Here is a 25,416-nt window from a genome sequence, read left to right on the forward strand (position 1 = left end):
CCTTCCGGGACGGTGGATCAGGTGCGGTCCGAGCTGGGAATCCAGGGCCTGGCCCCGGAGGAAAATCCCCCGGATTTATCCGTGGGGATCGTTAAAACCTGCCCTTATGCCTCTGCCGTCGCAGGTGACCGACCTGGCCAGTTTCGACCTGCTGCTCTCCGTCGCCCGCCTCGGCAGCATCGGGCAGGCCGCGGCGGAACACCGCATCTCCCAGCCGGCGGCCAGTGCCCGGCTACGCCACCTGGAACGCCGCGTCGGCCTGACCCTGCTGCAGCGCACGCCGCGCGGCTCCGTCCTCACCCCCGCCGGAGCGCTGGTCGCCGACTGGGCGCGCGGCGTGGTGGATGCCGCCGACTCCCTCGCCGCCGCCGTTCAGGCACTGCGCGTCACACGCGAGAGCCGGCTGACCATCGCCGCCAGCCAGACCGTCGCCGAGTACCTGCTACCGGCCTGGCTGGTGGCGCTACGCGCCCGGCACCCCGACCTCAGCGTCACCCTGCAGGCCGTCAACTCGGCGGAGGTGGCCGCCCGGCTCCTCGCCGGCAACGCCGACCTCGGCTTCGTCGAGGGCCCCGACCTGCCACCCGGCCTGGACGCGGCCACCGTCGCCGCGGACCGGCTCACCGTCGTCGTCGCCCCCACCCATCCGTGGGCCCGCCGCCGGCGCGGCGTCAGCCCCGCCGAACTGGCCGCCACGCCGCTGGTGTCCCGCGAGGCCGGTTCCGGCACCCGCCGCGCCCTGGAGAGCGCCCTGCGCGAGCACGGCATCGACACCCTCGCCGCCCCGCTCCTCGAACTCTCCTCGACCACGGCCATCAAGCACGCCGTCGCGGCGGGCAGCGGCCCCGCCGTCCTCAGCTCCCTGGCGGTCAGCACCGAGCTCCCGGCCGGCGCTCTGGTCGCCGTAGCCGTCAGCGGCTTGAGCCTGCACCGCCAGCTCCGCGCCGTCTGGCCCGCCGGCCGACAGCTCACCGGCCCCGCCCGCGACCTCCACGCAGTCGCCCGCCGGCCCATCCACCACCCTGATGTTCCTACAAGCGACAAGCACTAACAGTTAAAAGCTACTGACCAGCTTGACGAATGCGTCGTCGATCTTCGCCGGGTCGCGGGCATCGAATGCCTTGCCCGCGGACGCCTTGGCGATCCGGTCCAGCGTCCCGAAATCGGACTGCTCATCAAAGGCGATGCAGAAGATCTTGACCGGTCGTTCCGGATCCAACGCGACGTCCTGGAGCAACCGGGCGAGATCGTTGTCCTTGTTGTACTCGTTCTTGCCGTCCGTCAGTACGACCACCGCGTTGATCCGGGATTGGTCGTAGTGGTCGAGCATGTGGCGGTGTGCCGCCCGTACGGTGGCGTACAGAGCGGTGCCGCCCTCGACATGGAGATTGTTGATCTCATTGGTGAGTGCCCCCTGGTCGAACGCCGACAGCCGGACCTCCTCGCTGTACGGCGACTTCGGCCGCTGTCCCGTCTCGGACGAGAACGACCAGAGCGCGACCTGGTCCTCGGCGTTCAAGAGGCCGAAGCCCTTGGCGGCGGCCCTGGTCGCCACCTGGAACCTGGTCCGGTCACCGATCTTCGCGTTCATCGAACCGGACGTGTCGACAGCCACGAGGATGTTCGCCTTCTTGCGCAGCGTGCCCCAGCCGGCGAGGATCGCCTTGACCACGGTGGGATCCGGCGGGTCGAAGTAGGTGAGGTCGTGGGCCCCGCGCCCGCCGACGGAGGCGATCAGCGGGTCGGACGCGTTCCGCTCGTGATCGCGGAAACCGAGCCGGCTGAAGCTCCGCTGCTGCGGCGACTCCTGGAGGAACGCCAGGAAGTCGGCAGCGGCGTCCCGTTGCTCCGGGCTGGCCGAGGGGAGGACCACGTACGGGTGGTCGAGGTTGAACGTGCCCTCCTTCGGATACACCGCGACCAGGGGAACTCTCGGCTTTTCGCCCCGGGTCGGGCTCAGCTCCCCCTTGTTGTACTGGTAGACCAACTCCTCCTGCGTCACCACCGCGCTCATGTCGGTCGCGGCCGCCGCGCCGACGCCGGACAGGTCCGCCTCGGCGCGGGTTTTCAGCAGATCCACGATGTCGTCGCTGTAGTGGGACACGTTGGCCTCGATGCGGCGGACGAACTGGGTCACCGCTGGATTCGCGAGGTCACTCTCGGTAAGGTCGCTGGCCCGGTTGATGGCCGCGTAATACGTGGCGATCGTGGCTGCCAGCCCAGAGGTGGACAGGTGCGGGTTGACCTTGCCGAAGGTGAACCGCCCCCACTCGGGGCGACCGTAGGTGGCCCAGCCCGTGCGCCCGGACAGGCCCAGGATGTCACCCCAGCCGAGTGGACCCTGCTGTTGGAGCAGCTTTCCCTTCGGCTGCGGCATGGCGATGACCAGCGGGCTGTTCGCGATCGACGGGTACCGGCCGGGAGTCTGCGCCGGGCGCCCGGCGGCCTCGTCCAGCAACTTCAACTGCCCGGTCCACAGGGTCGACGTCGGCATCCACACCTGCGGCCGTGGCAGGTTGGGCTGCTTGACTGCCCAGTCGCCGGCCAGGGCGTCCGTCGCCGCACCGGAGGTGAGGCCGTGTACGGTCACGACGGCGCACCGGTCACCGAACCGCCGATCGCTCTTGTTGTAGCGTTCTGCCAGCTCGCCGAGCAGCACGTCCTTCTCGGTCGACGAGCTGACCTCCAGCGGCGTGCACCCGACGTCAGCCGCCGGCTGGACGATCAGGTAGGCCGCCGTGACGACCGCGACTCCGGCCACGATGGCCGCGGTGTACGGCAGCCACGGCCGGGCAGTCGGTCGGCCTGAAACCATGTGGTCCCTCCAGGGTGTCGGCTGACGGCGTGGACATCAGCCACCAGCCCGGCCGGTCCGCCGTGCGGACCGACCGGATCGTGTTCGTGGGTCAGGGCCCGTCCCGGAGCAGGGTCGTGGCCTGGTCGGCTGTCGATGCCTCCGCGGGGTCCGGCTCGGTGCTTGGGGCCAACGCGGCGGCGACCAGCAGACGGACGAAGTACACCACGACGAAGGTCGCCGCGCCGGTGAGTACTGCGGCGGTGACCGCGGTCGACGCGACGTAGCCGGACGCCATTCCGACCGCACCGAGGAAGATCGCGATCGAGATCCCCCACGGGTCCCCGAACTCCCGGCGGAGCCGACCCGACCGGGGGCCCCGCCGTACCGGGGCGGTGGGCTCGCTGTTCCTTCGAAGCGTCGGGGCGCCGGCGGCGTGCGTGACCGGCGCGTGCTCGGGGACGTCGGGCAGGGTCGGCCTGGCCGCATGGCCCAGGGACGGGAATCCGGGCGCCGGGTGCGACGGCGCCGGTGCGGTGGCGGCTTCGTTGCCCTGCTTGAGGACGCTCTCGAGCAGCAGGTCCGTCGAGGGCCGCGCGGTGTGCCCGAGCAGCCGCAGCAGGACCTGTTCGGCGTTCGGCCGTGCATCCTGGTCCTTCTGCAGGCACTGCCGGATCAGGTCGTCCAGCGCGTCGGAGAGGCCATGCAGGTCCGGTGGCTCGTGCAGGACGCGGTTCATCACCGCGACGATCGAATCGTTGCCGAACGGTGGCCGGCCCGCTGCCGCGAAGGCGATGGTCGCCGCCCAGGCGAACACGTCACAGGCCGGGCCCACCCGGTGGTTGTGAAACCGCTCCGGTGCCATGTACGGCGCCGTTCCCATCACCTGCCTGGTCATCGTTTCGGTGACGTCGAGTGCGCGGGCGATGCCGAAGTCGATCACGCGCGGGCCGTCCCGCCCGAGAATGACGTTGTCCGGCTTCAGGTCGCGGTGGACCACGTCGGACTGGTGGATCGCGGTCAGCGCGGTGGCGGTGCCGACGGCCAGTCGGTGCAACGCGTTCCCGGCGATCGGGCCCCGCTCACGGACGTGCCGTTGCAGGGTCGGGCCCTCGATGAACTCGCTGACCACGTACGGTGGGTCCGCGTCCACCTCGGCGAACAGGATCTGAGCCGTACAGAAGGGGGCGACCCGTCGCGCGGCGGCGATCTCCTTCGCGAACTGAGACTTGATCCGGGGGCTGTGGCGCAGGTCGACATTGATCATCTTGACCGCCACCAGGTTGTCGTTCCCGTCCCTGCCCAGGTAGACAATGCCCTGGCCGCCCGCGCCCAGCCGCCCGATCAGCTGATAGGGCCCCGCCGTGCGTGGATCATGCGGACTCAGCGGCGTGGTACCCGGCATCGTTGCCCCCTGTCAGCCCGGCCATTGTGACTCCACCGAAACCCTTGACGAGCCGCGCCGATGCGACGGACGACATAGGTATGGTGTCACGACCCGGCCAGCACGAACACCACTCGCCTTTCGCGTGTCCTGTCGTCTCCCGGTTCGACTGGCGCCGCAGTCCCTTGCCGCTGGTCGCAATGGGCCGTTGCTGTGGTCGTCAGCGGGATGTGTGGTTCCCCATGTGCGCGACGGGGGAGTGGGATGCACCCGCCGTCGGCTGGAGAGGTCGAGCGCCGCTGAGCTTTCGATCCGTAGACCGCCCCGTCACGGCCACCGTCAGCTACGCCGGACAACGTAGCGTGACGGCGAGTTAAGTTTCGCTTATCGGACTGTGGATCAACGGGGGAAGCTCAGTACGTTGCCCGAATGCGACACATCAAGACCGCGATCGCCGCGCTCATCCTGGGTCCGCTGGCCTGGGTCCTGCTCGCCGCCGGGCAGGCCCGGTCCCTCCGGGTGTTCGAGGATGCACAGGAAAGCGGTGGCGTGCTCGAACCCGACGCTCTGCTGAAGCCGTTGCTGGTGCTGGCGGCTGCTGGCCTTCTCCTCGGGCTTATTGCCACCGTCCGGACCTCCCCGCTCGGCTCGGTGCTGACCGGCCTGACGTACTCGGTCAGCTACGTAGGCCTGCTCTTCAGCCCGGCACGGCTGCTGGACCTACTCAGTCACAAGCTGAACGTGGCGGGTTACCAGATTGACGTGCTCACCCCTGTGCGGACGGGGACGACGCTGCTGCTGGGCTCGCTGCTCCTGGTCGGGGTGGCCAGTATCCAGCGGTGGCGGCGCTGGCCGCAGTCAGACGCCGATGAGCCGACAGCCGTTGTCCCGGCCAAGATCATTCCGCCGGCATCGGAACGGGACCGCCCGCTCGACGCGGATGGATTCCGCCCGCTCGGCGCGGACCGGCTCGGCTCGACCAAACAGGCTGAGGATCCGGCAAACCGGGGTATGGCCGACGAACCGGAGCCAGCGATGGTCCCCGGCTCACGCTGGATCGATTCGCTACGCAGCGATTCCCCGAACGAGCCCTGGCAGTCGGACGCGACGCGCTGGCAGACTCCGCCGCAGCGGGACGGCTACCCGAACTGACCAAGAAGCCCGCGTCAACGGTTCGGGCAAGTCGACACAGGGCAACGGGTGCGACCAGGCCGCGTTTCAGAAGCGGGACAGCGACTCGTTGATCGCTGCGACGTGCACGGTAGCTTCGTAGCGGACGGCGAGCTTGTCGTACCGAGTTGCCACCCCCGCGGTGGTGCTTCAGCCGGTTGATGCCGCACTCCACGGCGTGACGCTGCTGATAGGTCACCGCGTCGAACAACGGGGGCCGGCCGTCCCTGGACCCCTTCTTCCGCCGGCTGGCTGCCTGGTCGACCTTGCGGGCTGTCACCGCGCTGCCCGGCGGTCAGCACGATCGACAGCGGCTTCTGCCCCTGCTCACACGCCAGGTGCAGCTTCGTGGTCAACCCGCCCCGAGACCGGCCCGACGCGTGGCCGGCAGGCTCGGAACGTACGCCGGCGGGTGGTTCCTTCTGCAGGTCCCCCCTTTCACGCGCTCCGGCGGCGTGGTGATGCGCCCGCGCACTGGTGGAATCCACGCTGACGTCCCACGCGATCGCCCCGGCCGCGTCAGCGCTGGCCTGCAGCCCGGTCACGATCCGTTGCCACGTGCCGTCCCGCTGCCAGCGCCGATACAGTCCGTACACCCTCTGCCAGGGCCCGTGGCAGCCCGGCACGTCCCGCCACGGCGCGCCGGCCGTCTCTTACGCCACCAGCGCGTACGTGACCTTTGTCGACGGCGCTACAGCGTAGGCACCGGTATGGGGTCGGAAGAGGAGGACTGGGCTCGCGCGTGCCATCGGCCGCCAGCGCGACTGACGTTGATCGGATGGTGGAAGGCTCGCGAGATCTCCTCGGACGTGACGACGGCCTCGACCGGGCCGCTGGCGATGGTTCGGCCGCCGGAAATGAGCAGCGCGTGTGTTGTCGTTGCTGGCAATTCTTCTAGGTGGTGCGTGACAAGTACTGACGCCAGGTCGGGCGAGGCGTCGGGGAGATTGTCGATCGTTTCAAGCAGTTGCTCACGTGCGGCGACGTCAAGGCCAGTCGTTGGTTCGTCGAGGAGAAGGAGTCGGGGTTCACAGGCCAGGGCGCGGGCGATGAGCGTGCGCCCCCGTTCACCCTGCGAGAGGGTCGGCCAGGTTGCTGTTCGGCGTTGAGCCAGTCCTACCGAGGCGATGAGTGAGTCGGCCTTCTCGATCTGCTCGACCGTCGGCGTCCATCGCGGTGGCGTCTCGATCGTGCCCGTGATGCCGGTGAGCACGACCTCGCGGACGGACAGTGGCGAACGTAGCGGATGGCGTGGATTGACGTGGCCGATGTCGCGGCGTAGAGCCTGCAGTTCGACGCGTCCGAGCCGGCGCCCAAGTACTTCGACAGTGCCGGAGGTGGGGTGGGTCTGTGCGCCGCAGAGGGCGAGGACCGTGCTCTTGCCAGCGCCGTTTGGTCCGAGGAGCGCCCAGTGCTGTCCGGCGCAAACGGTGAGGTCGATGCCGTGGATGATGATGTTCTTGTTGCGTCTGAAGGTCACGTTCCGCAGGTCGAGAACGGTGGTAATCACGTGAGGCCTTGTTGGAGTGATCGGAGGTGCGCGCGGCTCAGTGCTCGAGCCGTGTCGGCGTCGCGAGCGACGATGGCGTCGAGCATCCAGACGTGCGCATCATGGTCGGCGTCGTCGCCGAAGTGGCCCCGGATCCGGAGCATCTCGACCATCGCCTCGCGCAGGCGGGGCACGAAGTCGTCGAACAGTCCGGCCAGGATCTCGTTGTGTGAGGCCGCGATGATGCTGCGGTGAAACGCCATGTCGGTGTCAACATGCTCTTCGATGGCGACACGCTGCTCCTGGCGGCGTTCGAGGGCGCGGCGCATCGCGCGTAGGTCGGCGGGTGTCCGCCGCTCGGCGGCCAGTGCTGCGGCCTCTCCTTCGATCGCGATCCGTGCCTCGATGACGGCGCTGATGTCTGCCCGTCGCAGAATCAGGTCCCAGTCCTCGGAGGCGTCGAGCGCGGTGACGAAGACGCCTGCACCTTGCCGGGACTGCAGCACTCCGCGGCCCGCCAGTTGCCGGATGGCCTCGCGCACGGTCGACCGGCCGACACCGAGCTGGGGCGCCAGAGTCGTCTCGCCAGGGAGCTTTGCGCCGAGCTCCCACTCACCTGACCGGATCCGTGCGAGGAGGAGCCCGGCAGCTTGGTCGGCCAGCGATGTGCGTCTTACCTGTTCCACGTACCGGATACTACTCCTCTGCTTGTCTGAGGAGTTGTGCTATGGTGTCGATGTGCTGATGCAGATGGCGCTTCTCCTTCGTCGCCACGGCGGGGCCTAGTCGGACCGGCTCCCCTCCGTGGAGCCGATACATGCGCCGGTTCGCCCTTCGATAGATCACGAGAAGGAACGGCCATCATGTCTGCATTCCCCACCATCGCCACGCCAGCCGGCCCGGTTCCGTACGACGCACCAGCCTGGAACCGCCAGCGACACTCGCAGATGCCGTCGCACCGCTACCGCGACGTCTACGCCCGGGTCGAGATCCCGCTCACCGAGCGTGAGTGGCCGAACCGCCGCCTGACACGGGCGCCGCTGTGGGTGCCGGTCGACCTCCGCGATGGCAACCAGGCCCTGCCCGAGCCGATGGACCCGGCCCGCAAGCGGCGGTTCTTCGAGCTGATGGTGGCGATGGGCTACAAGGAGATCGAGGTCGGCTATCCGTCGGCATCACAGACCGACTTCGATTTTGTCCGCCTCATCGCCGAGGCCGACATCGTCCCCGACGACGTCACGATCGTGGTCTTCACCCCGGCCCGCCGCGACCTGATCGAGCGGACGGTGGAATCAGTCCGGGGCATCGCGAATCCGGTCGTGATCCACATGTACACCGCGACCGCACCGGTTTGGCGTGACGTCGTGCTCGGTCATCCGGCGAGTGAGCTGAAGGAGCTGATCCTCGCCGGTGGACGTGACGTCCTGAAACTCACCGACGGGATGCCGAACGCGAGGTTCGAGTTCTCGCCCGAGGTCTTCAACCTGACTGAGCCCGACTATGTCCTCGACATCTGCGACGCCATCACGACGCTGTGGGATGCCGCGCCGGAGCGACCCGTGATCCTCAACCTGCCGGCGACCGTCGAGATCGCGACCCCGAACGTGTACGCCGACCAGATCGAGTACATGCACAAGAACCTCACCCGCCGCGAAAGCGTCATACTCTCGATCCACCCGCACAACGACCGCGGCACTGGCATCGCATGCGCCGAGCTTGCCGTACTTGCCGGAGCACAGCGCGTCGAGGGCTGCATCTTCGGCAACGGTGAGCGCACCGGCAACGTCGACATCGCGACGCTAGCGCTCAACCTGCACGCACAAGGCGTCGACCCGATGATCGACTTCTCTGACATCGGCGAGATCCGCCGCATCGTCGAGCACTGCAATCAACTCGACCTGCACCCCCGCCACCCCTACGCCGGCGACCTCGTCCACACAGCCTTCAGCGGTACCCACCAGGACGCCATCAAGAAGGGCTTCGCCGAGCACCACGCCCGCGCGACCGTCCAAGGACGTCCGGAGCGGGAGATCGAGTGGCGGGTGCCGTATCTGCCCATCGACCCTGCCGACATCGGGCGCTCCTACGACGCCGTCATCCGGGTCAACTCCCAGTCTGGAAAGGGCGGCATTACCTACCTCTTGGAGACCCAGTACGGCATTGAACTGCCGCGACGGCTCCAGATCGACCTCGCACGACACGTGCAGCACCACACCGACGTGACCGGCACCGAGCTGTCGGCCGCGCAGCTGTGGGCGATCTTCCGGGAGGCGTACCTGTCCGACGGGACAGGCGCCGACGTGGCGCTGATGAGCTACGAGACCACCGAAGCCGCCGGGCGAGTCACCACCACCGTCACACTGCGCGTGGACGGTGAGGTGCACACGAGCACCCACAGCGAGACGGGCCCCGTCGAGGCGCTCACCTCGGCACTCGCCGTCCACGGCCGACCCGTCGACGTCCTGAGCCTGCATCAGACCAGCGTCCGGGCCGGCAGCGACAGCGACGCGCTCACCCTCCTGGAACACCGGGCCCCCGACGGCGTCAGCTGGACGGGCGGTGCCGACCGCTCCGTGCTCACCGCCACGCTGAACGCGGTCATCCGCGCGGCAAACTCGACGGCAAGCGCCCTGGCAGGTCGAAAATGACCCACCGCAGCTACGCCGCCGGCACCGACGGCGATCCGGCAGAATTTTGACTAGAGCTGAGGTGCTGGCGATTGCCCGAACCGCGCGAAAGCGACAGGACGGCGGGCTGACCGGGTCGTCGGCCGGCCACCACAGGCGGACGTGGTGAGTGACGCAACGTAGATCAGTCCTCACGTCACGTCAACGACCGATCGGGTCAGAATTCCGAGCATCAACGGCCCTGTCCCACGACTTTGGCCGCGGTCGATACTGCTCACCGTATGTGCCCGGATACCCAGTGAACGGGGCCGATGATGATTGTCGATGCCGTGCGTCGCGGTCAGTTCCGCCACCACCGGTTGACCAGGCCGACGGCCGTCGCGACCGTCCTCGTGCTGGTCGCCGCGATGCTGTCCACCTCCGGAGCGGCGGACCGGACGAGCGATCCCGCACTCAGCCCCGTGGCCATGGAGGTGTGCGGGTCGACCGGCGACACCGGTGGCGCGACGGCGGCGCCGGCCACCGCGGCGACGGGGACGACCGCTCTGCCGGATTACCAGGAGATCGTCGCGCCGGGGGAGACCCAGCCGCGCACCATCACGTACGACCGGGCGAAGCTGGTGATCAAACCCGGCGCGGTGCGGACCCCCACCGGCATCGGCATCACCCCGCTACCGCCCGGCCAGCTGTCCAAGCTGGACACCGGCATGACGAACGTGACCGCCCGGCCCCGCGGCGGCTACCGGTTCACCCCGCACCCGCAGACCTTCGCCACCGAGATCGAGGTCTCCCTGCCCTACGACCCGGCGCTCATCCCCGACGAGATGACGGCGCAGGACGTCTACACGTACTTCTACGACGACGTGGCGCTGTGCTGGAAGCCGCTGCCGCGGGTCGCGGTGGACGAGACCACCCACATGGTCACCTCCGTCACCGACCACTTCACGCAGATGATCAACGCGACGGTGTCGGCGCCGGAGCACCCGGAGGGCACGCAGTTCAACCCCAACCAGATCAAGGGCATCGAGGCGGCCAACCCGGGCACGGGCATCAACCTCATCAGCCCGCCGGAGCCCAACAACCAGGGTGAGAACCGGCTCAGCTACCCGCTCGAGACGCCGCCCGGCCGGCTCGGCATCCAGCCGCAGCTCGCGGTCGCCTACAACTCGTCGGCCAGCAGCACCTGGCTGGGCACCGGCTGGGACCTGGCCGTCCCGGTCATCACCGTCGACACCCGCTGGGGCGTACCCCGCTACGACGCGAACCGGGAGACCGAGACGTACCTGCTCAACGGCGAGCAACTCACCCCGGTCGCGCACCGGGGCCCGCCGCCGGCGCGTACCGCGGAGAAGGTCTTCCACACCCGGGTCGAGGGGGAGTTCGCCCGGATCGTGCGCCACGGCGACCACCCACGCGCGTACACCTGGGAGGTCACCGACCGGTCCGGCACCCGCTGGTTCTACGGCGGCCTGCCCGGCGCGAGCGCACCCGCGGCCAACTCGGTCCTCGGCGACGCGGCCGGCAACGTGCTCATCTGGGCGCTGCGTGAGGTACGCGATCCGCGCGGCAACTTCATGCGCTACCACTACGCCCAGGTGGACGACCCCGGTGTGGCCGGCGGTGCCGAACCCGGCCGCAACCTCTACCTGGAGCGGATCACCTACACGGGCTCCGGCGACACCGAAGGCCGCTACGCCGTCACCTTCACCCGCGACCGGGAACTGGACGAGCCGCTGCGGGTCGACAAGACCATCGACGCGCGGGGCGGCTTCAAACGGGTCACGGCCGACCGGCTCCGCCGCGTCGACGTCACCTTCGACGACGACCTGATCCGGCGGTACGAGTTCACGTACACGACCGGCGCGTTCGCCAAGAGCCTGCTCGCCAAGATCACCCAGTACGACGACCGCGGCACCGCGTTCGCCGCCCACGACTTCGGCTACTACGACGACATCCGCGACGCCTCCGGCGCCTACCAGGCGTTCAGCCAGGCCGACTGGACCGTGCCCGGCGACGGCCTCGGCAAGGGCGCGTTGAACCTCACCGGCGAGCGGGCCGGCGATGCGAGCGCCCTCAACGCCAACGCCAGCACCGGCTTCGGCGGCCACCTCTATCTCGGCGTCGGCACCTCCCCGAGCAAGTCCGGGTCGGTCGGGGTCAAGGTCGGCGGCAGCCGCTCCGACGACGAGGGCGTGCTCGCCCTGGTCGACGTCGACGGCGACAGCCTGCCGGACAAGGTGTTCCGCAGCGGCGGCGCGGTGCGCTACCGCAAGAACCTCTCCGGCCCGCACGGCGAGCTGCGCTTCGCCGACGAGGCCCGACCGCTGAATCTCCCCGGCATCCAGGGCGAACGCAGCACCAGCCTCACCGTGGGCGTCGAGGGCTACGTCGGCGCGGTCGCCGCGCAGCTCGACTACGTCAACACCACCGCCACCACCGACCAGTACTTCACAGACGTCAACGGCGACGGGATCAGCGACCTGGTGAACGGCTCCGCCGTGCTGTTCGGCCGCGTCGGCGCGGACGGCGTGCCGGTGTACGGGATCAGCTCGGACACCCCGGTCCCGGTGACCTCCGGCCAGGTGGACACCGACGGGCTGCTCCCCGACAACCCGGCCGAACGGGAACGGCTGATCGACTCGTTCCCGCTGCTCGACACGGTTCGTCGCTGGGTCGCCCCGTACGACGGCGCCGTCCGGATCGACGGCGCGGTCGCGCTCGCCGAGGGCACCGCCGCCGCCCGGGCTGCCTCGACCACCGCCGACGGCGTCCGGGTCGCCATCCAGCGGGAGGACACCGAGCTGTGGGCGCAGGAGATCGGCGCCCGCGACAACAGCGCGCACACCCCGGACGGCGTCGGCTCGGTCACCGTGTCCCGCGGCGACCGGCTCTACTTCCGGGTCCAGTCCCGGTTCGACGGGTCCCTGGACCAGGTCGCCTGGGACCCGCAGATCACCTACCTCAACCTGCCCGAGGCGCTGGACGTCAACGGCCTGCCCGTGCACCGCTACCAGCCGTCCCGCGACTTCACCCTCGGCGGGCGGGCCGCGGAGGTGAAGGTGCCGGTCACCGGCACCCTGCACCTCTCCGGCGACCTGACCAAACGCGCCGCCACCACCGACGACGTCACCGTGCTCATCACCCGTGACAACGCGCCGGTGCTGGAGCGGACGCTGACCGCCGACACCACCGGCACCGTGCCGGTCGACCTCGACGTGCCGGTGCAGCAGGGGCAGGTGCTGCGCTGGCGGGTGGCTGTCGACTCACCGATCGACCTCGACCAGCTCACCTGGACCCCACGCGCCCACTACACCACGGCCCAGGGCCTCGACCGGGTCACCGACGCCGACGGCAACCCCCTCATCGACCTGTACCCGCCGTACGCCATCGACATGTACCCGGCGGACACGCTCACCGCTCCGCAGCAAGCCCACCGCGTGACCGCCGACGGGCAGGTCACCGTCACCCCGAACCTCGCCTTCGACTTCGGCACCGCCACGCCGACCGCCCGGGTGACGTTCACCGTCAAGCGGCGCGGCGACCTGCTCGCCAAGCAGCACATCGACATCACCAACGGCGTGGTGTCCGCGCCCACCCCGGTCACCGTGGACGCCGCCGCAGGAGACGACCTGTTCGTCGACTTCAGCACCCGCGACACCGGGCTGGCCGCGTACCTGACCGGCGCCGCCGCCGACGTCGGCGGCACCACCGTCCCCGCCGCCCTGCACAGTGCGGCGGCCGAGGGCGCGTTCCCGCAGCCGTACCGGGGCTGGGGCGCGATCGGCTACAACGGCAACCGGGACCGGGCCGGCCAGCCCATCGCCCAGGCCGACCTGGTGATCGACGAGAACGTCGGCGACCAGCTGCCCGACAGGGTCGACCCGCAGGCGCAGAAGGACGCCTTCGCCAACGACCCCCGCGTCGACCCGCCCAAGGCGGTGCCGTTCGCGCCCGCGCCCCGCGACAACCGGTGGAGCGCCGGTCAGCACTCCTGGGTGACGCGCACCGACGCGCGCAGCTCCCGCCTCGGCGTCGAATCGGTCAACCTGCCGCAGGCCGCCGACTTCACCGGCGTCGCGGTGCCCCGGGTGTCCCGGTCCCAGCAGGTCTCGCTGACCGGCGGGGTCGGCGGCCCGATCGGCAGCATCGGCGGCAGCGTCGCGACCGGGGACAGCACCGGCCAGGTCGACTTCCTCGACATGAACGGCGACCGCTTCCCCGACGTCGTCGGGTCCGGCGGCATCCAGTACACCGACCCGACCGGCGCGCTCGGCGACACCCGCGGCGCACTGCCGGACGGCGCGGTCCGCAAGAGCAGCAACGTCTCCGGCAACGCCAGCGCGGGCAGCGCCGCGCGGACCATCGCCACCGGTCGAGGGCACGACAGCCCGCCCGGCACCACCACCGCCAACGGCGCCGACGCGGGCAACGACATGCCACCGCTGGGCGTCGGCGGCAGCCTCGGCGGCAGCAGCTCGGACGGCCAGTTCGACCTGCTCGACGTCAACGGCGACGACCTGCCCGACCGGGTGTACGCCGACGGCCGGGTCGCGTTGAACCTCGGCTACCGGTTCGGCGCGGCCGAGGCGTGGCGTAACCCCGCCCCGCTCAACGACGGCAGCGGCGGCGAGGCCGGCCTGAACATCGGCTTCAACACCGACTTCTACGGCTTCGCCGGCGGCGCCTCGTACAGCGAGTCCAGCTCGTCGAGCAGCGCCACGCTGCAGGACATGAACGGCGACGGACTGCTCGACCGGGTCTTCGCCGGCAACCCGCTGCGGGTCGGCCTGAACACCGGCAACGGGTTCGAACCCCCGGTGCCGTTCCACGGCAGCCTCGACGGCCTCAACGCCGACCAGAACGCCAAGCTCGGCGGCGGTGTCTACTTCACGTTCTCCGTCTGCTTCATCGCGGTCTGCCTCATCATCAACCCCGGCGCGGACGTCTCCACGGGCGTCAGCCGCGCCGAGCAGATGCTCCGCGACATCGACGGCGACGGTTACACCGACCAGCTCGCGTCCAAGAAGGACAACCAGCTGGCCGTGGTGCAGAACCGGACCGGCCGGACCAACCTGCTGCGCAGCGTCGACCGGCCGCTCGGCGCCCGGATGGAGTTCGACTACACCCGGGACGGCAACACCTACGCCTCCCCGCAGTCCCGCTGGGTGCTGTCCCGGGTGTCGGTCGACGACGGCCGCCCCGGCGACGGCCAGGACGTCCAACTGTCCAGCTACGAGTACCGCGGCGGAGTGTTCAACCGGCTGGAGCGCGAGTTCTACGGCTACGGCACGGTGACCGAACGAGTCCGCGACGCCGGCGCCGGGGGCGCGGTCTACCGCAGCATCACCCGCGAGTACCGCACCGACAGCCACTACACCCGCGGTCTGGTGACCCGCGAGATCACCAGCGACGCCGAGGGCCGGACGTTCCTGACGACCGAAAACACCTACCAGCCGCGCAATGTCGACGACCCGGCCGGCACCGCCGATCTGGGCAGCACCACGGCCACCATCTTCCCGCAGATGGTCCGCACCGACCGGAGCTTCCACGAGGGCCAGGCCAACCCGGGCAAGACGACCTCCGCGCTGATGGAGTACGACGAGTTCGGCAACCTGGCCCGGCACGTCGACCGCGCCGACGCCGGTGCCGCCGACGACGTCGACACCCGGATCCGCTACACCGGCGACGACCCGGCCTGCCGCAGCGCGCACATCGTCGGCACCGCGAACCGGATCGACGTCTACGGCGGCGGCACCCTGATGCGGCACCGGGAGTCCACCGTCGACTGCGCCACCGGCAACGTCACCCAGGTCCGGGCGATGCTCGCCGGCGGCGAGGCGGCCGTCACCGACATCGAGTACTTCGGTAACGGCAACCTGAGGGCCGTCGTCAACCCGGCGAACAGGACCGGCCAGCGGTACCGGCTGGCCTACGCGTACGACACCGCGGTGGACCAGTACGTCGAGTCGGTGACCGACAGCTTCGGCTACCGGTCGAGCAGCACCTACAACCTGAAGTTCGGCGTGGTGGAGACGAGCACGGACCAGAACAACCAGGTCATCCGCACCACGTACGACTCGGTGGGGCGGCCGGACACCGTGGTCGGCCCGTACGAGGCGGCCGACGGCCGGATCACCATCGACTTCGAGTACCACCCCGAGGCGACCGTCCCGTACGCGGTCACCCGGCACGTCGACCGGCAGGCCGACGGCACCGTCCGGCCGGACACCATGGACACGATCACGTTCGTCGACGGGCTCCAGCGCGTCATCCAGACGAAGAAGGACGCCACCGTCGTGACCGGGCCGGACGCCGCCCCGGCGGACGTGATGATCGTGTCCGGGCGGGTCCTGTACGACTTCGCAGGCCGGGCGGTCAAGGAGTACTTCCCGCTGACCGAACCGAAGGGTGACGCCAACACCGAGTTCAACCCGAGCCTGGACAGCGTCCCGCCCACGGTCCGGACCTTCGACGTGCTCAACCGGGCCACCCGCACCGTGCTACCGGACACCACCACGACCACCGTCGCGTACGGGTTCGGCCCCGATCGCGCCGGCACCACCCAGTTCGAGGTGGTGTCCACCGACGCGAACGGCAAGACCCGGCGGACCTACCAGGACGTGCAGCAGCAGACCACCGCGGTCAAGGAGTTCAACCCGGCCGGCGGCCAGCCGGTCATCTGGACCAGCTACACCTACAACCCGCTCGGTGAGCTGCTGACCGTCACCGACGACAAGGCCAACGTCACCTCCTCGACGTACGACAACCTTGGCCGCCGGACCAGCGTCACCAGCCCCGACTCCGGCCGCACCGACACCGGCTACGACCTCGCCGGCAACGTGATCCGCAAGGTCACCGCGAAGCTGGCCGCCGAGCAGAAGGCGATCGAGTACGACTACGACTTCGAGCGCCTCAAGGCCATCCGCTACCCGATCTTCCCGGCGAACAACGTCACCTACACGTACGGCGGGCCCGGTGCCCCGAACAACGGCGCGGACCGGGTCGTCGGCGTCGTCGACGGCGCCGGCACCGTCGCCCGCGAGTACGGGCCGCTCGGTGAGATCACCAAGGAGACCCGCACGTCGGCCGCCCAGGGCAGCCACACCTACACCTTCGTCACCCAGTACCGGTACGACAGCTTCAACCGGATGCTGACCATGACGTACCCCGACGGCGAGGTGCTGTCGTACCACTACGACAGTGGCGGCCTGGTCGACTCCGCCACCGGCGTCAAGGGCGACTTCACGTACCCGTACCTGAAGCGGCTCATTTACGACAAGTTCGAGCAGCGGTCCTTGCTCGAGACCGGCAACGGCACCCGCACCGCCTACACGTACGACCCCACCGACCGGCGGCTGGCGAACCTGAAGGCCAACCTCGCCCAGGGATACGTCTTCCAGAACCTCAAGTACACCTACGACAGCGTCGGCAACGTCACCGCGATCACCAACGACACGGTGGCCCCGAGCAGCCCCGACGTCGGCATGCAGGTCGGCGGGCCGAGCACCCAGACCTTCCGCTACGACGACCTGTACCGGCTCACCCACGCCGAGGGCAGCTACCAGCCGCGCACCCCGCGCACCGACCGGTACCGCACCGACATCAGCTACGACAGCATCCACCGCATCAGCCGCAAGGCGCAGGTGCACGAGCTGGTCAGCGGCGGGAACGTCAGCACCGACGGCAAGCTGAGCTACACGTACGACTACGCCTACGCGGGGTCGCAACCGCACGCCCCGACCACCATCGGCATCTACACCAACAGCTACGACGCCAACGGCAACCAGGTCAGCCGTGACCAGCAACCCAAACCCCGCCGGCAGCTGATCTGGGACGAGGAGAACCGCCTCGCCTGCAGCCACGCGAACGTGCAGAGCCAGACCCTGCCGCAGACCCCCGCCTCCTGCGACAACGCCGGCGGCACCGCAAACGAGGCCCGGTACCTCTACGACGACGAGGGCAACCGGGTCGTCAAGGACGGCGCGCAATTCCACCTCTACCCCAACCAGAACTACTCCACCCGGGGCCAGGCCGCCTTCAAGCACGTCTACGTCGGTGACTCCCGGCTGCTCACGAAGTACGTCGAGCCGGAACATCGGATCGAGAACCGCCAGTACTACGCGCACGGCGACCACCTCGGCTCGACCGGCTTCGTCACCGACACCCGCGGCGGCCTCGCCGAACACCTGCAGTACTTCCCCGGCGGCGAGACCTGGGTCAGCGAGCACCCGTCCCAGCCGGTGCCGCAGCAGTACACGGGCAAGGAACTCGACCCGGAGACCAACCTCTACTACTACGGCGCCCGCTACTACGATCCCCGTACCCAGGTCTGGCAGACGCCCGACCCGGCACTCGAGTCGTACCTGGACGGCGCCCCCAACGGCGGCGTGCACAGCCCCGCCAACCTGGCCCTCTACACATACGCCCAGAACAACCCGGTCCGGCTCACCGACCCCGACGGCAGGTGGGTGCACATCGCCGTCGGCGCCGGCGTGGGCGCGCTGATCGGCGCCGGAATCGAGGGCTACCGCCAGTACAAGGCCGGCGAGTTCAGTGCGCTGCGGCTGGCCGGCGCAGCCGGCGGTGGCGCGGTCGCCGGGGGCCTCGGCGCGGCGACCCTCGGCGCCAGCGCCGGCGGGGCCGCGCTCGGCGGCAGCGTGCTGGCCAGGACAGCCGTCACCGTTGGCGGCGGCGCCGCCTCCGGCGCGGCCGGCGGGGCGGCCGGCGGCGCCACCGAGGCACTGATCACCGGCGGCGACGTCGGCCAAGCCGCCAAGGACGGCGCGGTCAGCGGCGCGATCGGCGGCGCCGCCGGAGCGGTGGCCGCGAAGGTGGCCGGCGCCATCGTCACCCACATGCGGCTCCGCGGATACGTCTCGGGTGGCGGGCACCACCCCGTCTCCCAGGCCGCGATGCGCAACGCCGCCAACTACCCGGCCCGTGGTGGTGGGGTGCTGGCCGTACCCAACGAGGTGATGGCCGAACTCGGGGTGGCCCACACCCGGATCACCGCCAACCAGAACCGGCTGTACCGGGCGTGGCGCCGCGCCAACCCCACCGCCGCCCCGACCTGGGATGTCATCTCCCGCATCGAGTCGCAGGCGATGGCGAACGCCGGCATGGATCCCACCCTGGCCCGCTCGATCGTCGACCGGGCTGTCCGGGAACTGCAGGCGCGCGGCGTACCCGCACCCACCCGTATCCCGTATGTTGACCCGTGATGGACGACCGAGCCGAATTGGCCCGCTTCGCCGAGCTGCTCATGCGCCGGGTCCGGGACGAGGCGATCGCCGCGTGCGACAACCTCGCCGCCGGGCGCATGAGCGGCCCGGACGGCACCCGCTGGCGCGAGGCGACCGCCGACCCGGCCGCCCGCGCCGCGGTGCGTGAGCTCATCCCGGATGTGGTGGACCAGGCCCTCTTCGAGCTGTTGAACGCTCTCGACAACGGCGACCTGCCGCTCGGCTGGCAGCGGGACGACGGCTCCTGGGCCGACCTGTACGACCTGGGCCGCAGCGAGATGGCCGGCTGGTTCATGGTCGGCGACGGCTGGCGGGCGCAGCACTCCCGCCAGCGCTTCTTCGACCCCGACGACCAGCCAAGCTGATCAGCTTCTACGCCGCCCGGCGGCTGATACGCGGCATGCTGCCGGGTCGCCGCGTCGACCTCCTCGGCGGTCAGCACCGGAACGAACCGTGTGTCGACGTGTTCGAAATGCGGACCGTTCGGTGTGTCGGTTGCGGGCTGCCCACGGGGCGTCGTACCCGCGCCCTGGCCACCATCGACGGCGGCAACGGCCGCGTCATCTGAGCGCCTTGCTGCTGAGATAGCGGCCGGCGAGCGCCGCCATACGTTCGGCGTCGAACACCGGTCCGTGCCCTGGCAGTACCAGGGACGGTTCCAGCTCGCCCAATCGGCTCATCGACTCCAGATACTGCGGAATGTTCGACCCGTGGAGCTGGTCCAGCAAGGTTCCCTCGTAGAGCACGTCACCGGTCAGCAGCATGCGAGTCTCCTGCACCATCAGCGCGATGCTCCCCGGCGTGTGTCCAGGCAGGTGGAGCACGTCGAGGGTGAGATCGCCAAGATCGATCCGCTCGCCGTCGCTCAGCGACCTGGTCGGCGTGACGGGACGCAGTTCGTAGTCCTTGACGAGCCAGTCGGCGGCGGGGGCCGCTGTCACCATTATCTCGGGCATCGACGCGACCGCCGCGTCGTCCATGCCCAGAATTCTCATGAGCTCGGTGCCCACGAGAGAGCCCTGACCAGGACGCCAGGGCTGCTCGGCCGGATGAGCCCAGACCTGACTGAACTCGTGGGCGGAACCCATGTGGTCGAGGTGGCCGTGGCTGAGCACCGCTACAGGTTCGGCCAGCCCGAGATGCTCCACGACGAACGCGCGCATCGACGCGACACCCAGACCGCAGTCGAAGAGCAGGTTGCGACGGGCACCCCTGATCAGCCACGAGTTCGCACACAGGAACGGATGCACGTGGGGCTCTTCGATCAGCGTCACGACCTCATCGATGTCGGTGGCGCGGAACCAGTCCTCCACCACCGGGAGTCGCCCCGTTGTCATGCCGGCCCGCTGCCAGCCGTGGGCTCGGTGAGCCATCCGGAGTCGCCCCGTGGGGCCGAGGCAAGCAGCTTCGCGGTGTACGGGTCTTCGGGTGCGTCGATGACTCGGTCGGTGGGTCCCGACTCGACCACGCGGCCACGATGCATCACGTACACCCGCTCGGTCACCTGCCGAACCACGGCGAGGTCGTGGGTGATGAAGACGTAGCCGATGCCCCGCTCGCCGCGGAGTCGACCGAGTAGGTTGAGGACCTGCGCCTGTACGGAGACGTCGAGCGCGGACACCGACTCGTCGCAGATGAGGAGCCGCGGTCGAGTGGCCAGTGCCCTGGCAATGGCGACCCGCTGCCTCATACCGCCGGAAAGCCCACCGGGGCGGCGCTGCGCGACGTTCGGATCCAGACCGACCTCATCCAGCAGGCGGGCCACTTCGTTGTCGGCGTCAACGGTTTCGGGTCGGTGCGTGAGCACGGCTTCCCGTAGAGTCCAGCCGACGGTTCGCATCGGGTTGAGGCTCGAGTACGGGTCCTGGAACACGATCTGGACGATGCTCCGGATGTGTTGACGGTCTGCCCGCTTGACCCGCTGCCAACTCGTGACCTCGATCCCGTCGATCACGATGGAGCCCCCGGTCGGCTCTTCGAGCCCGACGAGCATCCGCGCGAGGCTCGTCTTGCCCGACCCGGACTCGCCGACGATGCCGATGCTCTCGTTGGCCCTGACCTCGATGGAGACGTCGTCACAGGCTCTGACGCCGGTGCCGTACACCTTCGAGAGAGCGCGGGTCGCGACGAACGGCTTTCCGCCGGCTGGTGCGACAGGTGGGTGAGGTTGCTCGATCTCGCGACGCTGATCCTCCATCTCGGGTCGGATGGCAAGGATTCGCAGGCACGCGGACTTGCGGCCCGGCGCTACCTCGATCAATGCCGGCGCTGCCTGCCCGCACGCCGGCTCGACCCAGGTACAGCGGGGTCCGAACACGCAGCCACGGGGGGTCGTGTCCGGGCTCGGAACGGATCCGGCGATCGTCACGAGCTTGTGGAGGCGCCGATCGATGGGCGGCTCCGAGAGCAGCAGCGCTTGGCTGTAGGGGTGAAGTGGTGCTGTGTCGAGCTCGTCCGCCGGCCCCTGCTCGAGCACGGTTCCCGCGTACAGCACGTACGCGCGGTCACACATCGAGAACGCCACCCGCAGGTCATGGGTGATCAGGATGAGTCCCATCCCGCGGGCTGCCTGGATCCGTTTGATGAGCGCGAGGATGTCTCGCTGAGTCGTGACATCAAGGGCAGTGGAAGGCTCGTCCGCGATGAGTATCCGAGGGTCTCGCGCCAACGCTGCGGCGATGCCCACGCGCTGCCTCATACCGCCCGAGAGCTGGAACGGATAGCGATCGGCGACGGTCGGATCGGTGATGCCCACCTCTGCCAACCGGCGTACGGCCTCCTCGCGGTCCTGACGCCGGGTCCGGTGCCGCCCGGGTTGCAGCGACTCCGCGACGATGTCGCCACAACGCATGATCGGGTTCAGCATCGTGAACGGGTCCTGCATGATCAAGCCGATCTCGCTGCCTCGAACCGATCGACGCCACTCGCGTTCCGAAAGTCCGAGAAGTTCGCTGCCACCGAGTTCAACGCTGCCGGTCGCGCGCAGCCCACGGGGAAGCAGGCCCGCGATGGCCCGAGCGGTGACTGACTTTCCACTGCCGGATTCACCCACGATGCCGACGGCCTCACCGGACCCGACGGCGAGGTTGACCGACGAAACGATCGCTTGCACGTTCTCGCCGGAACGCCTTTCCACCGTGAGGTTCCTCACCGCGAGCAGCGGTGCATGCGACGACGTCGCCCCGATCGAAGTGTTCACGCCACCCACGCCTTTCGCCGCAGTCAACGCGACATGCCTCGGTTCGACATGCGCTCGTAGATCCAGTCGCCCACCAGGTTCATCGACGTCGCGGTCAGGGCCAGCATGAGACCCGGTGCGAGCGCGGCCAGAGGTTGACTGAAGAGCAGGCTCTCGTTCTCTGCCAGCATCAAGCCCCAGTCGGGCGTGCCAGGCGCAACCCCCAGCCCCAGGAAGGAGAGCGCGGCAAGGATGCCGACAGAACTCGCGAAGATGAGGAAGGCGTTGGCGAGAGCGGTGGCGGACAGGTTCGGCCAGATGTGGTGCACCATGATGCGTCGGTCCGAGACGCCCAGGACCTTGACGGCCTCCACATATGGCCGCGGCACCTGCTCCAACGTCGCTCCGCGGATCACGCGCGTGTCGAAGGGCGCCGTGAGCGCGACCATCAGGCCAACTGCCAGCCAGTAGCTCGCTCCGACCGCGGCCGCCACGACGATCAGGACCAACAACGTCGGGACGGACCACATGAAGTCCACCCAGCGCATGATCACCGCATCCACGCGGCCGCCGCGATAACCGGAGACCAGGCCGAGGATGTTGCCGATGATCATGGAACCGAGGGCGATGAGCAGGGGCCCGATGAATGCCGAGCGCGCGCCGACGATCAACCGCGAGAATGTGTCGCGTCCGAGCACGTCCGTGCCCAACAGGTGCGCGGTCGATGGCCCGGCGTTGATGTCGGCGAGGTCCTGCGCAGTTGGGTCCTGGGGCGCAAGAAGAGGTCCGAACAGCACGAGCAGGACGACGATGCCGATGACCACGAACGAGACCGTGACAAGGGTGAGCCTCGGTCGGCGACGCTTGCGCGTAGGCCCGGCGCCGAGTTCCGTGCGCTGCAGGTTCATGCTCAGGCTCCCACCCGAATTCTCGGATCCACCAGCATGTAGACCAGATCAGTCACCAGGGCCGTCAACATGATGAGTGTCGCGGTCAGTAACGTGACTCCTTGGATGACAGGTAGGTCCTTGGCCGTCGCCGACTGCACCAATAGCTGTCCGAGCCCCTGGACGGAGAAGACCACCTCGATGAGGACGGCACCGATGATCAACCCCGAGAAGATCAGCCCGCTGATGGTGATGACCGGGATCAGGGCGTTCTTCAACGCGTAGGAGAACAGCACGCGGCGATACGCCAGGCCACGGGCTTTCGCGAACACGATGTAGTCCTGGTCGAGGACTCCGATCAGCGCTGACCTCGTGTGCTTGACGACGAAGGCACATCCGCCCAGGGCAAGCGCCAGGGCCGGGAGGGTCAGGTGCCACAGACCGTCGAGGAAGCCTTCGCCCTTGCCGAACGCGGGGAACCAGCCCAAGCGGACGGAGAAGAGGTACAAGAGGAATACGGCCAGCACGAAGGTCGGCGTCGACAGCGCGACCACGACTGCTGCGACCGTACTGCGGTCAACCGCTGATCCTTGCTTCAGCGCGGCGAGGATCCCGAGACTGACCCCGAGGACCAGGGTAAGCAGGAACGCGTACAGACCCAGGAGGAGCGTGGTCGGAGCACGAAAACCGATCTCGTCGGTCACGGGCAGGGAGGTCTGGATGGAGGTCCCAAGGTCCAGCCGCACGGCGTTGCCGAGCCAGTGCCAGTACTGCTGGAGAAACGGCTCGTCCAGGTGGTAGCGCTCAGTGAGGGCAGCGACGGCCTCGGGCGTGCGTGGATGGGGACCAAGCAGAGCGTCGATCGGGCTGCCGGGCGCCAGGTAGATGAGCGAGAAGACGGCGAACGAGATCAGAAGGAGCAGGAGCAACAGAATGGCCAACCGGCGAACGATGAACGCCACCAGTCCCCATCGGTCGTTCCGCCGGCACCGACGCCCCGGCGGAACGACCTCGACCTCGTTGGTGCTGAGAATGGCCTGAGTCACGAGGCCTTCTCGATCTCCAGCGCCCAGGGGCCACGGAAGCGCCAGAACCCGTCGAAGTGGGGCCAGGCAAACTCCGGGGACAGAGCGGCGGTCGCATCGATCAGGAACAACGGAACGAACGGCACGTCCGCGGCGAAGTCCTGCAGCAGGTCGCCATAGATCGCGAGCCGCTTCGAAGGGTCGCTTTCACGCATTCCATCGGCGATGAGCGCGTCGGTCTGCGGCGTACTCCAGTTGGTGGCGTTCCAGTTGCCCTGGGTGGCATTGGCACTGCCGATGCTGTAGCCGAACGCTTCACCCGGATCGGCGGACACGGCACCCCACACGCTGAAACCAGCTCGAATCGCCTTGCGATCCGCGCCGGTGACCTCGGCGGAGTTGGCTTCCGAGGTCTGCACGTCGAGCTTCACGCGGATCCCGATCTCCTTGAGCTGTGCGGCGATCGCCTGGCTCGTCGTCGCGAAGGTCTGACCCGAGTCCGAGACCGACAGAGTCGCATCTGCTCCGTCCGGATACTTCGACTGCGCCATCTCTGCCCTTGCCTTGTCGAGATCGAACGGGTAGTCCGTCACCTTCGCGAGCGTGGCGTCGACGTCGTTCTTATTCCCGAGCTGTGCGAGCAGCCCTGGCGAGATCAGCGTGTCCAGCGGCTCGGCGTACCCGCCGTACGCCTTGATCAAGGACTCCTTGTCCAAGGCGTAGGCCACCGCGCGCCGCACGTGGACATCGTCCCAGGGCGCCTGGAGGACGTTCATGCTGAAGTTGCCCTGGTCGCCGGGGCCGGGAGCTGTCAGGATCTTGGTTCCGGCGGTAGCTGCGAACGAGCGGTTGTCGAACGGGAAGGCCATGTCGATCTCGTGTGCGCGGAACGCGATCGCCTGGCTCGTCTCATTCGAGAAGAACTTGACAGCGATCCGGTCGATGTTGACAGGCCCGCCCCAATAGGCCGTGTTCTTCGAGAGCTCGGCGCCCACCGTCGGATTGAACGAGTCGACCTTCCACGGTCCGGTCCCGACGACTGCCGTTCCGGGCTTACCGAACGTTGCCTTGTGCGCCTCGAAATGGCTCTGCCCGAAGATGCCCAAGGACGCTCGAGTGGGCGCCGACGCCCATGCGGCGTTCGGCTCACTGAACTTGATCGTCAGCGTGTAGGGCTCTGTTGCCGTGATGCTCTGCAGAGTCGAGGGAAAGTTATATGCGTTGGTCGAACCGGGCTGGCGGTAGTAGTTGAGCGAGAATGCCGCGTCGCTCGCCTTCAGCTCGTTGCCGTCGGTGAACTTCACGCCCTTGCGGAGCTGGTAGACGTACGTTGTGGCATCGGGCTGGCTCCACGACTCCGCGAGCCACGGCTTGATCTTGCCGTCGGTGCCGAGTACCAGCAGTGGTTCAAGCGCCAGACTGCCCACGCCGGATCCGTATCCCGCATTGTTCTTGGTGTAGTCGAGGGTCGATACCTGGGTCGATCCGATGGTGAGCTTGGCGATGGGTCGAGACTTCGACCTTCCATCACTCGGCGCGCGGTCGTTGCTCGAACAGCCTGTTGCGAGGACAGCGAGGGCCACGGCTACGACGGCGGCGATGCCAGATCGCTTTATCATG

Annotated in this window: 14 protein-coding genes and 1 pseudogene; 5 read left to right on the top strand and 10 right to left on the bottom strand. The window is 68.8% G+C overall.

Annotation, left to right across the window (positions count from 1 at the left end; all coding sequences use genetic code 11):
* The first annotated feature begins 106 nt into the window (after positions 1–106).
* A complete protein-coding gene (locus tag ACGFIZ_RS24745; RefSeq protein ID WP_393422933.1) occupies positions 107–1,051 on the top strand; it encodes a LysR family transcriptional regulator in 945 nt (314 codons plus the stop codon).
* 3 nt (positions 1,052–1,054) lie between these two features.
* On the opposite strand, the gene ACGFIZ_RS24750 is transcribed toward ACGFIZ_RS24745, so the two are convergent.
* Both ACGFIZ_RS24750 and ACGFIZ_RS24755 read right to left on the bottom strand, forming a co-directional pair.
* A complete protein-coding gene (locus ACGFIZ_RS24750) occupies positions 1,055–2,815 on the bottom strand; it encodes a substrate-binding domain-containing protein (RefSeq protein ID WP_393422935.1) in 1,761 nt (586 codons plus the stop codon).
* Positions 2,816–2,906: 91 nt separating this feature from the next.
* Entirely contained in the window at positions 2,907–4,199 is a 1,293-nt protein-coding gene (locus tag ACGFIZ_RS24755; protein ID WP_393422937.1) for a serine/threonine-protein kinase, read from the bottom strand.
* Between the two features lie 408 nt (positions 4,200–4,607).
* On the opposite strand from ACGFIZ_RS24755, the gene ACGFIZ_RS24760 reads away from it, so the two are divergent.
* Positions 4,608–5,330 carry a hypothetical protein gene (locus ACGFIZ_RS24760; RefSeq protein ID WP_393422939.1) on the top strand — a complete coding sequence of 241 codons (723 nt, stop codon included), beginning with the start codon at positions 4,608–4,610 and terminating at the stop codon, positions 5,328–5,330.
* A 66-nt stretch (positions 5,331–5,396) separates the two neighbouring features.
* Here ACGFIZ_RS24760 and ACGFIZ_RS24765 read toward each other — a convergent pair.
* From ACGFIZ_RS24765 to ACGFIZ_RS24775, 3 genes and pseudogenes are all read right to left on the bottom strand, one after another.
* Positions 5,397–5,992 (bottom strand): annotated as a pseudogene (locus ACGFIZ_RS24765) (transposase); the annotation flags it as partial.
* Between the two features lie 47 nt (positions 5,993–6,039).
* A complete protein-coding gene (locus ACGFIZ_RS24770; RefSeq protein ID WP_393422941.1) occupies positions 6,040–6,858 on the bottom strand; it encodes an ABC transporter ATP-binding protein in 819 nt (272 codons plus the stop codon).
* Complete coding sequence (locus ACGFIZ_RS24775; RefSeq protein ID WP_393422943.1) at positions 6,855–7,523, bottom strand: FadR/GntR family transcriptional regulator; 669 nt, start codon at positions 7,521–7,523, stop codon at positions 6,855–6,857. The genes ACGFIZ_RS24770 and ACGFIZ_RS24775 overlap by 4 nt, the downstream gene beginning before the upstream one ends.
* A 261-nt stretch (positions 7,524–7,784) precedes the next feature.
* On the opposite strand from ACGFIZ_RS24775, the gene ACGFIZ_RS24780 reads away from it, so the two are divergent.
* From ACGFIZ_RS24780 to ACGFIZ_RS24790, 3 genes are all read left to right on the top strand, one after another.
* Positions 7,785–9,485, top strand: a complete 1,701-nt coding sequence (locus tag ACGFIZ_RS24780; RefSeq protein WP_393423053.1) for a 2-isopropylmalate synthase — start codon at positions 7,785–7,787, stop codon at positions 9,483–9,485.
* 290 nt (positions 9,486–9,775) lie between these two features.
* Positions 9,776–18,685, top strand: coding sequence for a SpvB/TcaC N-terminal domain-containing protein (locus ACGFIZ_RS24785; RefSeq protein ID WP_393422945.1), 8,910 nt, complete (start codon positions 9,776–9,778; stop codon positions 18,683–18,685).
* A complete protein-coding gene (locus ACGFIZ_RS24790) occupies positions 18,685–19,071 on the top strand; it encodes a hypothetical protein (RefSeq protein ID WP_393422947.1) in 387 nt (128 codons plus the stop codon). The genes ACGFIZ_RS24785 and ACGFIZ_RS24790 overlap by 1 nt, the downstream gene beginning before the upstream one ends.
* Before the next feature lie 195 nt (positions 19,072–19,266).
* Here the strand turns inward: ACGFIZ_RS24790 and ACGFIZ_RS24795 are convergent, their stop codons facing one another.
* From ACGFIZ_RS24795 to ACGFIZ_RS24815, 5 genes are read right to left on the bottom strand one after another with little or no spacing between them, the layout of a single operon-like run.
* Complete coding sequence (locus ACGFIZ_RS24795) at positions 19,267–20,022, bottom strand: MBL fold metallo-hydrolase (RefSeq protein WP_393422949.1); 756 nt, start codon at positions 20,020–20,022, stop codon at positions 19,267–19,269.
* 17 nt (positions 20,023–20,039) lie between these two features.
* Complete coding sequence (locus ACGFIZ_RS24800) at positions 20,040–21,905, bottom strand: dipeptide ABC transporter ATP-binding protein (protein WP_393422951.1); 1,866 nt, start codon at positions 21,903–21,905, stop codon at positions 20,040–20,042.
* 23 nt (positions 21,906–21,928) lie between these two features.
* Entirely contained in the window at positions 21,929–22,792 is an 864-nt protein-coding gene (locus ACGFIZ_RS24805) for an ABC transporter permease (RefSeq protein WP_393422953.1), read from the bottom strand.
* A 2-nt stretch (positions 22,793–22,794) separates the two neighbouring features.
* Positions 22,795–23,817: an ABC transporter permease gene (locus ACGFIZ_RS24810; protein WP_393422955.1), complete on the bottom strand. Its 1,023-nt coding sequence runs from the start codon at positions 23,815–23,817 to the stop codon at positions 22,795–22,797.
* Positions 23,814–25,415 carry an ABC transporter substrate-binding protein gene (locus ACGFIZ_RS24815; RefSeq protein WP_393422957.1) on the bottom strand — a complete coding sequence of 534 codons (1,602 nt, stop codon included), beginning with the start codon at positions 25,413–25,415 and terminating at the stop codon, positions 23,814–23,816. The genes ACGFIZ_RS24810 and ACGFIZ_RS24815 overlap by 4 nt, the downstream gene beginning before the upstream one ends.
* Position 25,416: the final 1 nt, after the last annotated feature.

Origin of the sequence: Micromonospora sp. NPDC048830 (assembly GCF_043198215.1) — a bacterium.
Lineage (GTDB): Bacteria > Actinomycetota > Actinomycetes > Mycobacteriales > Micromonosporaceae > Micromonospora.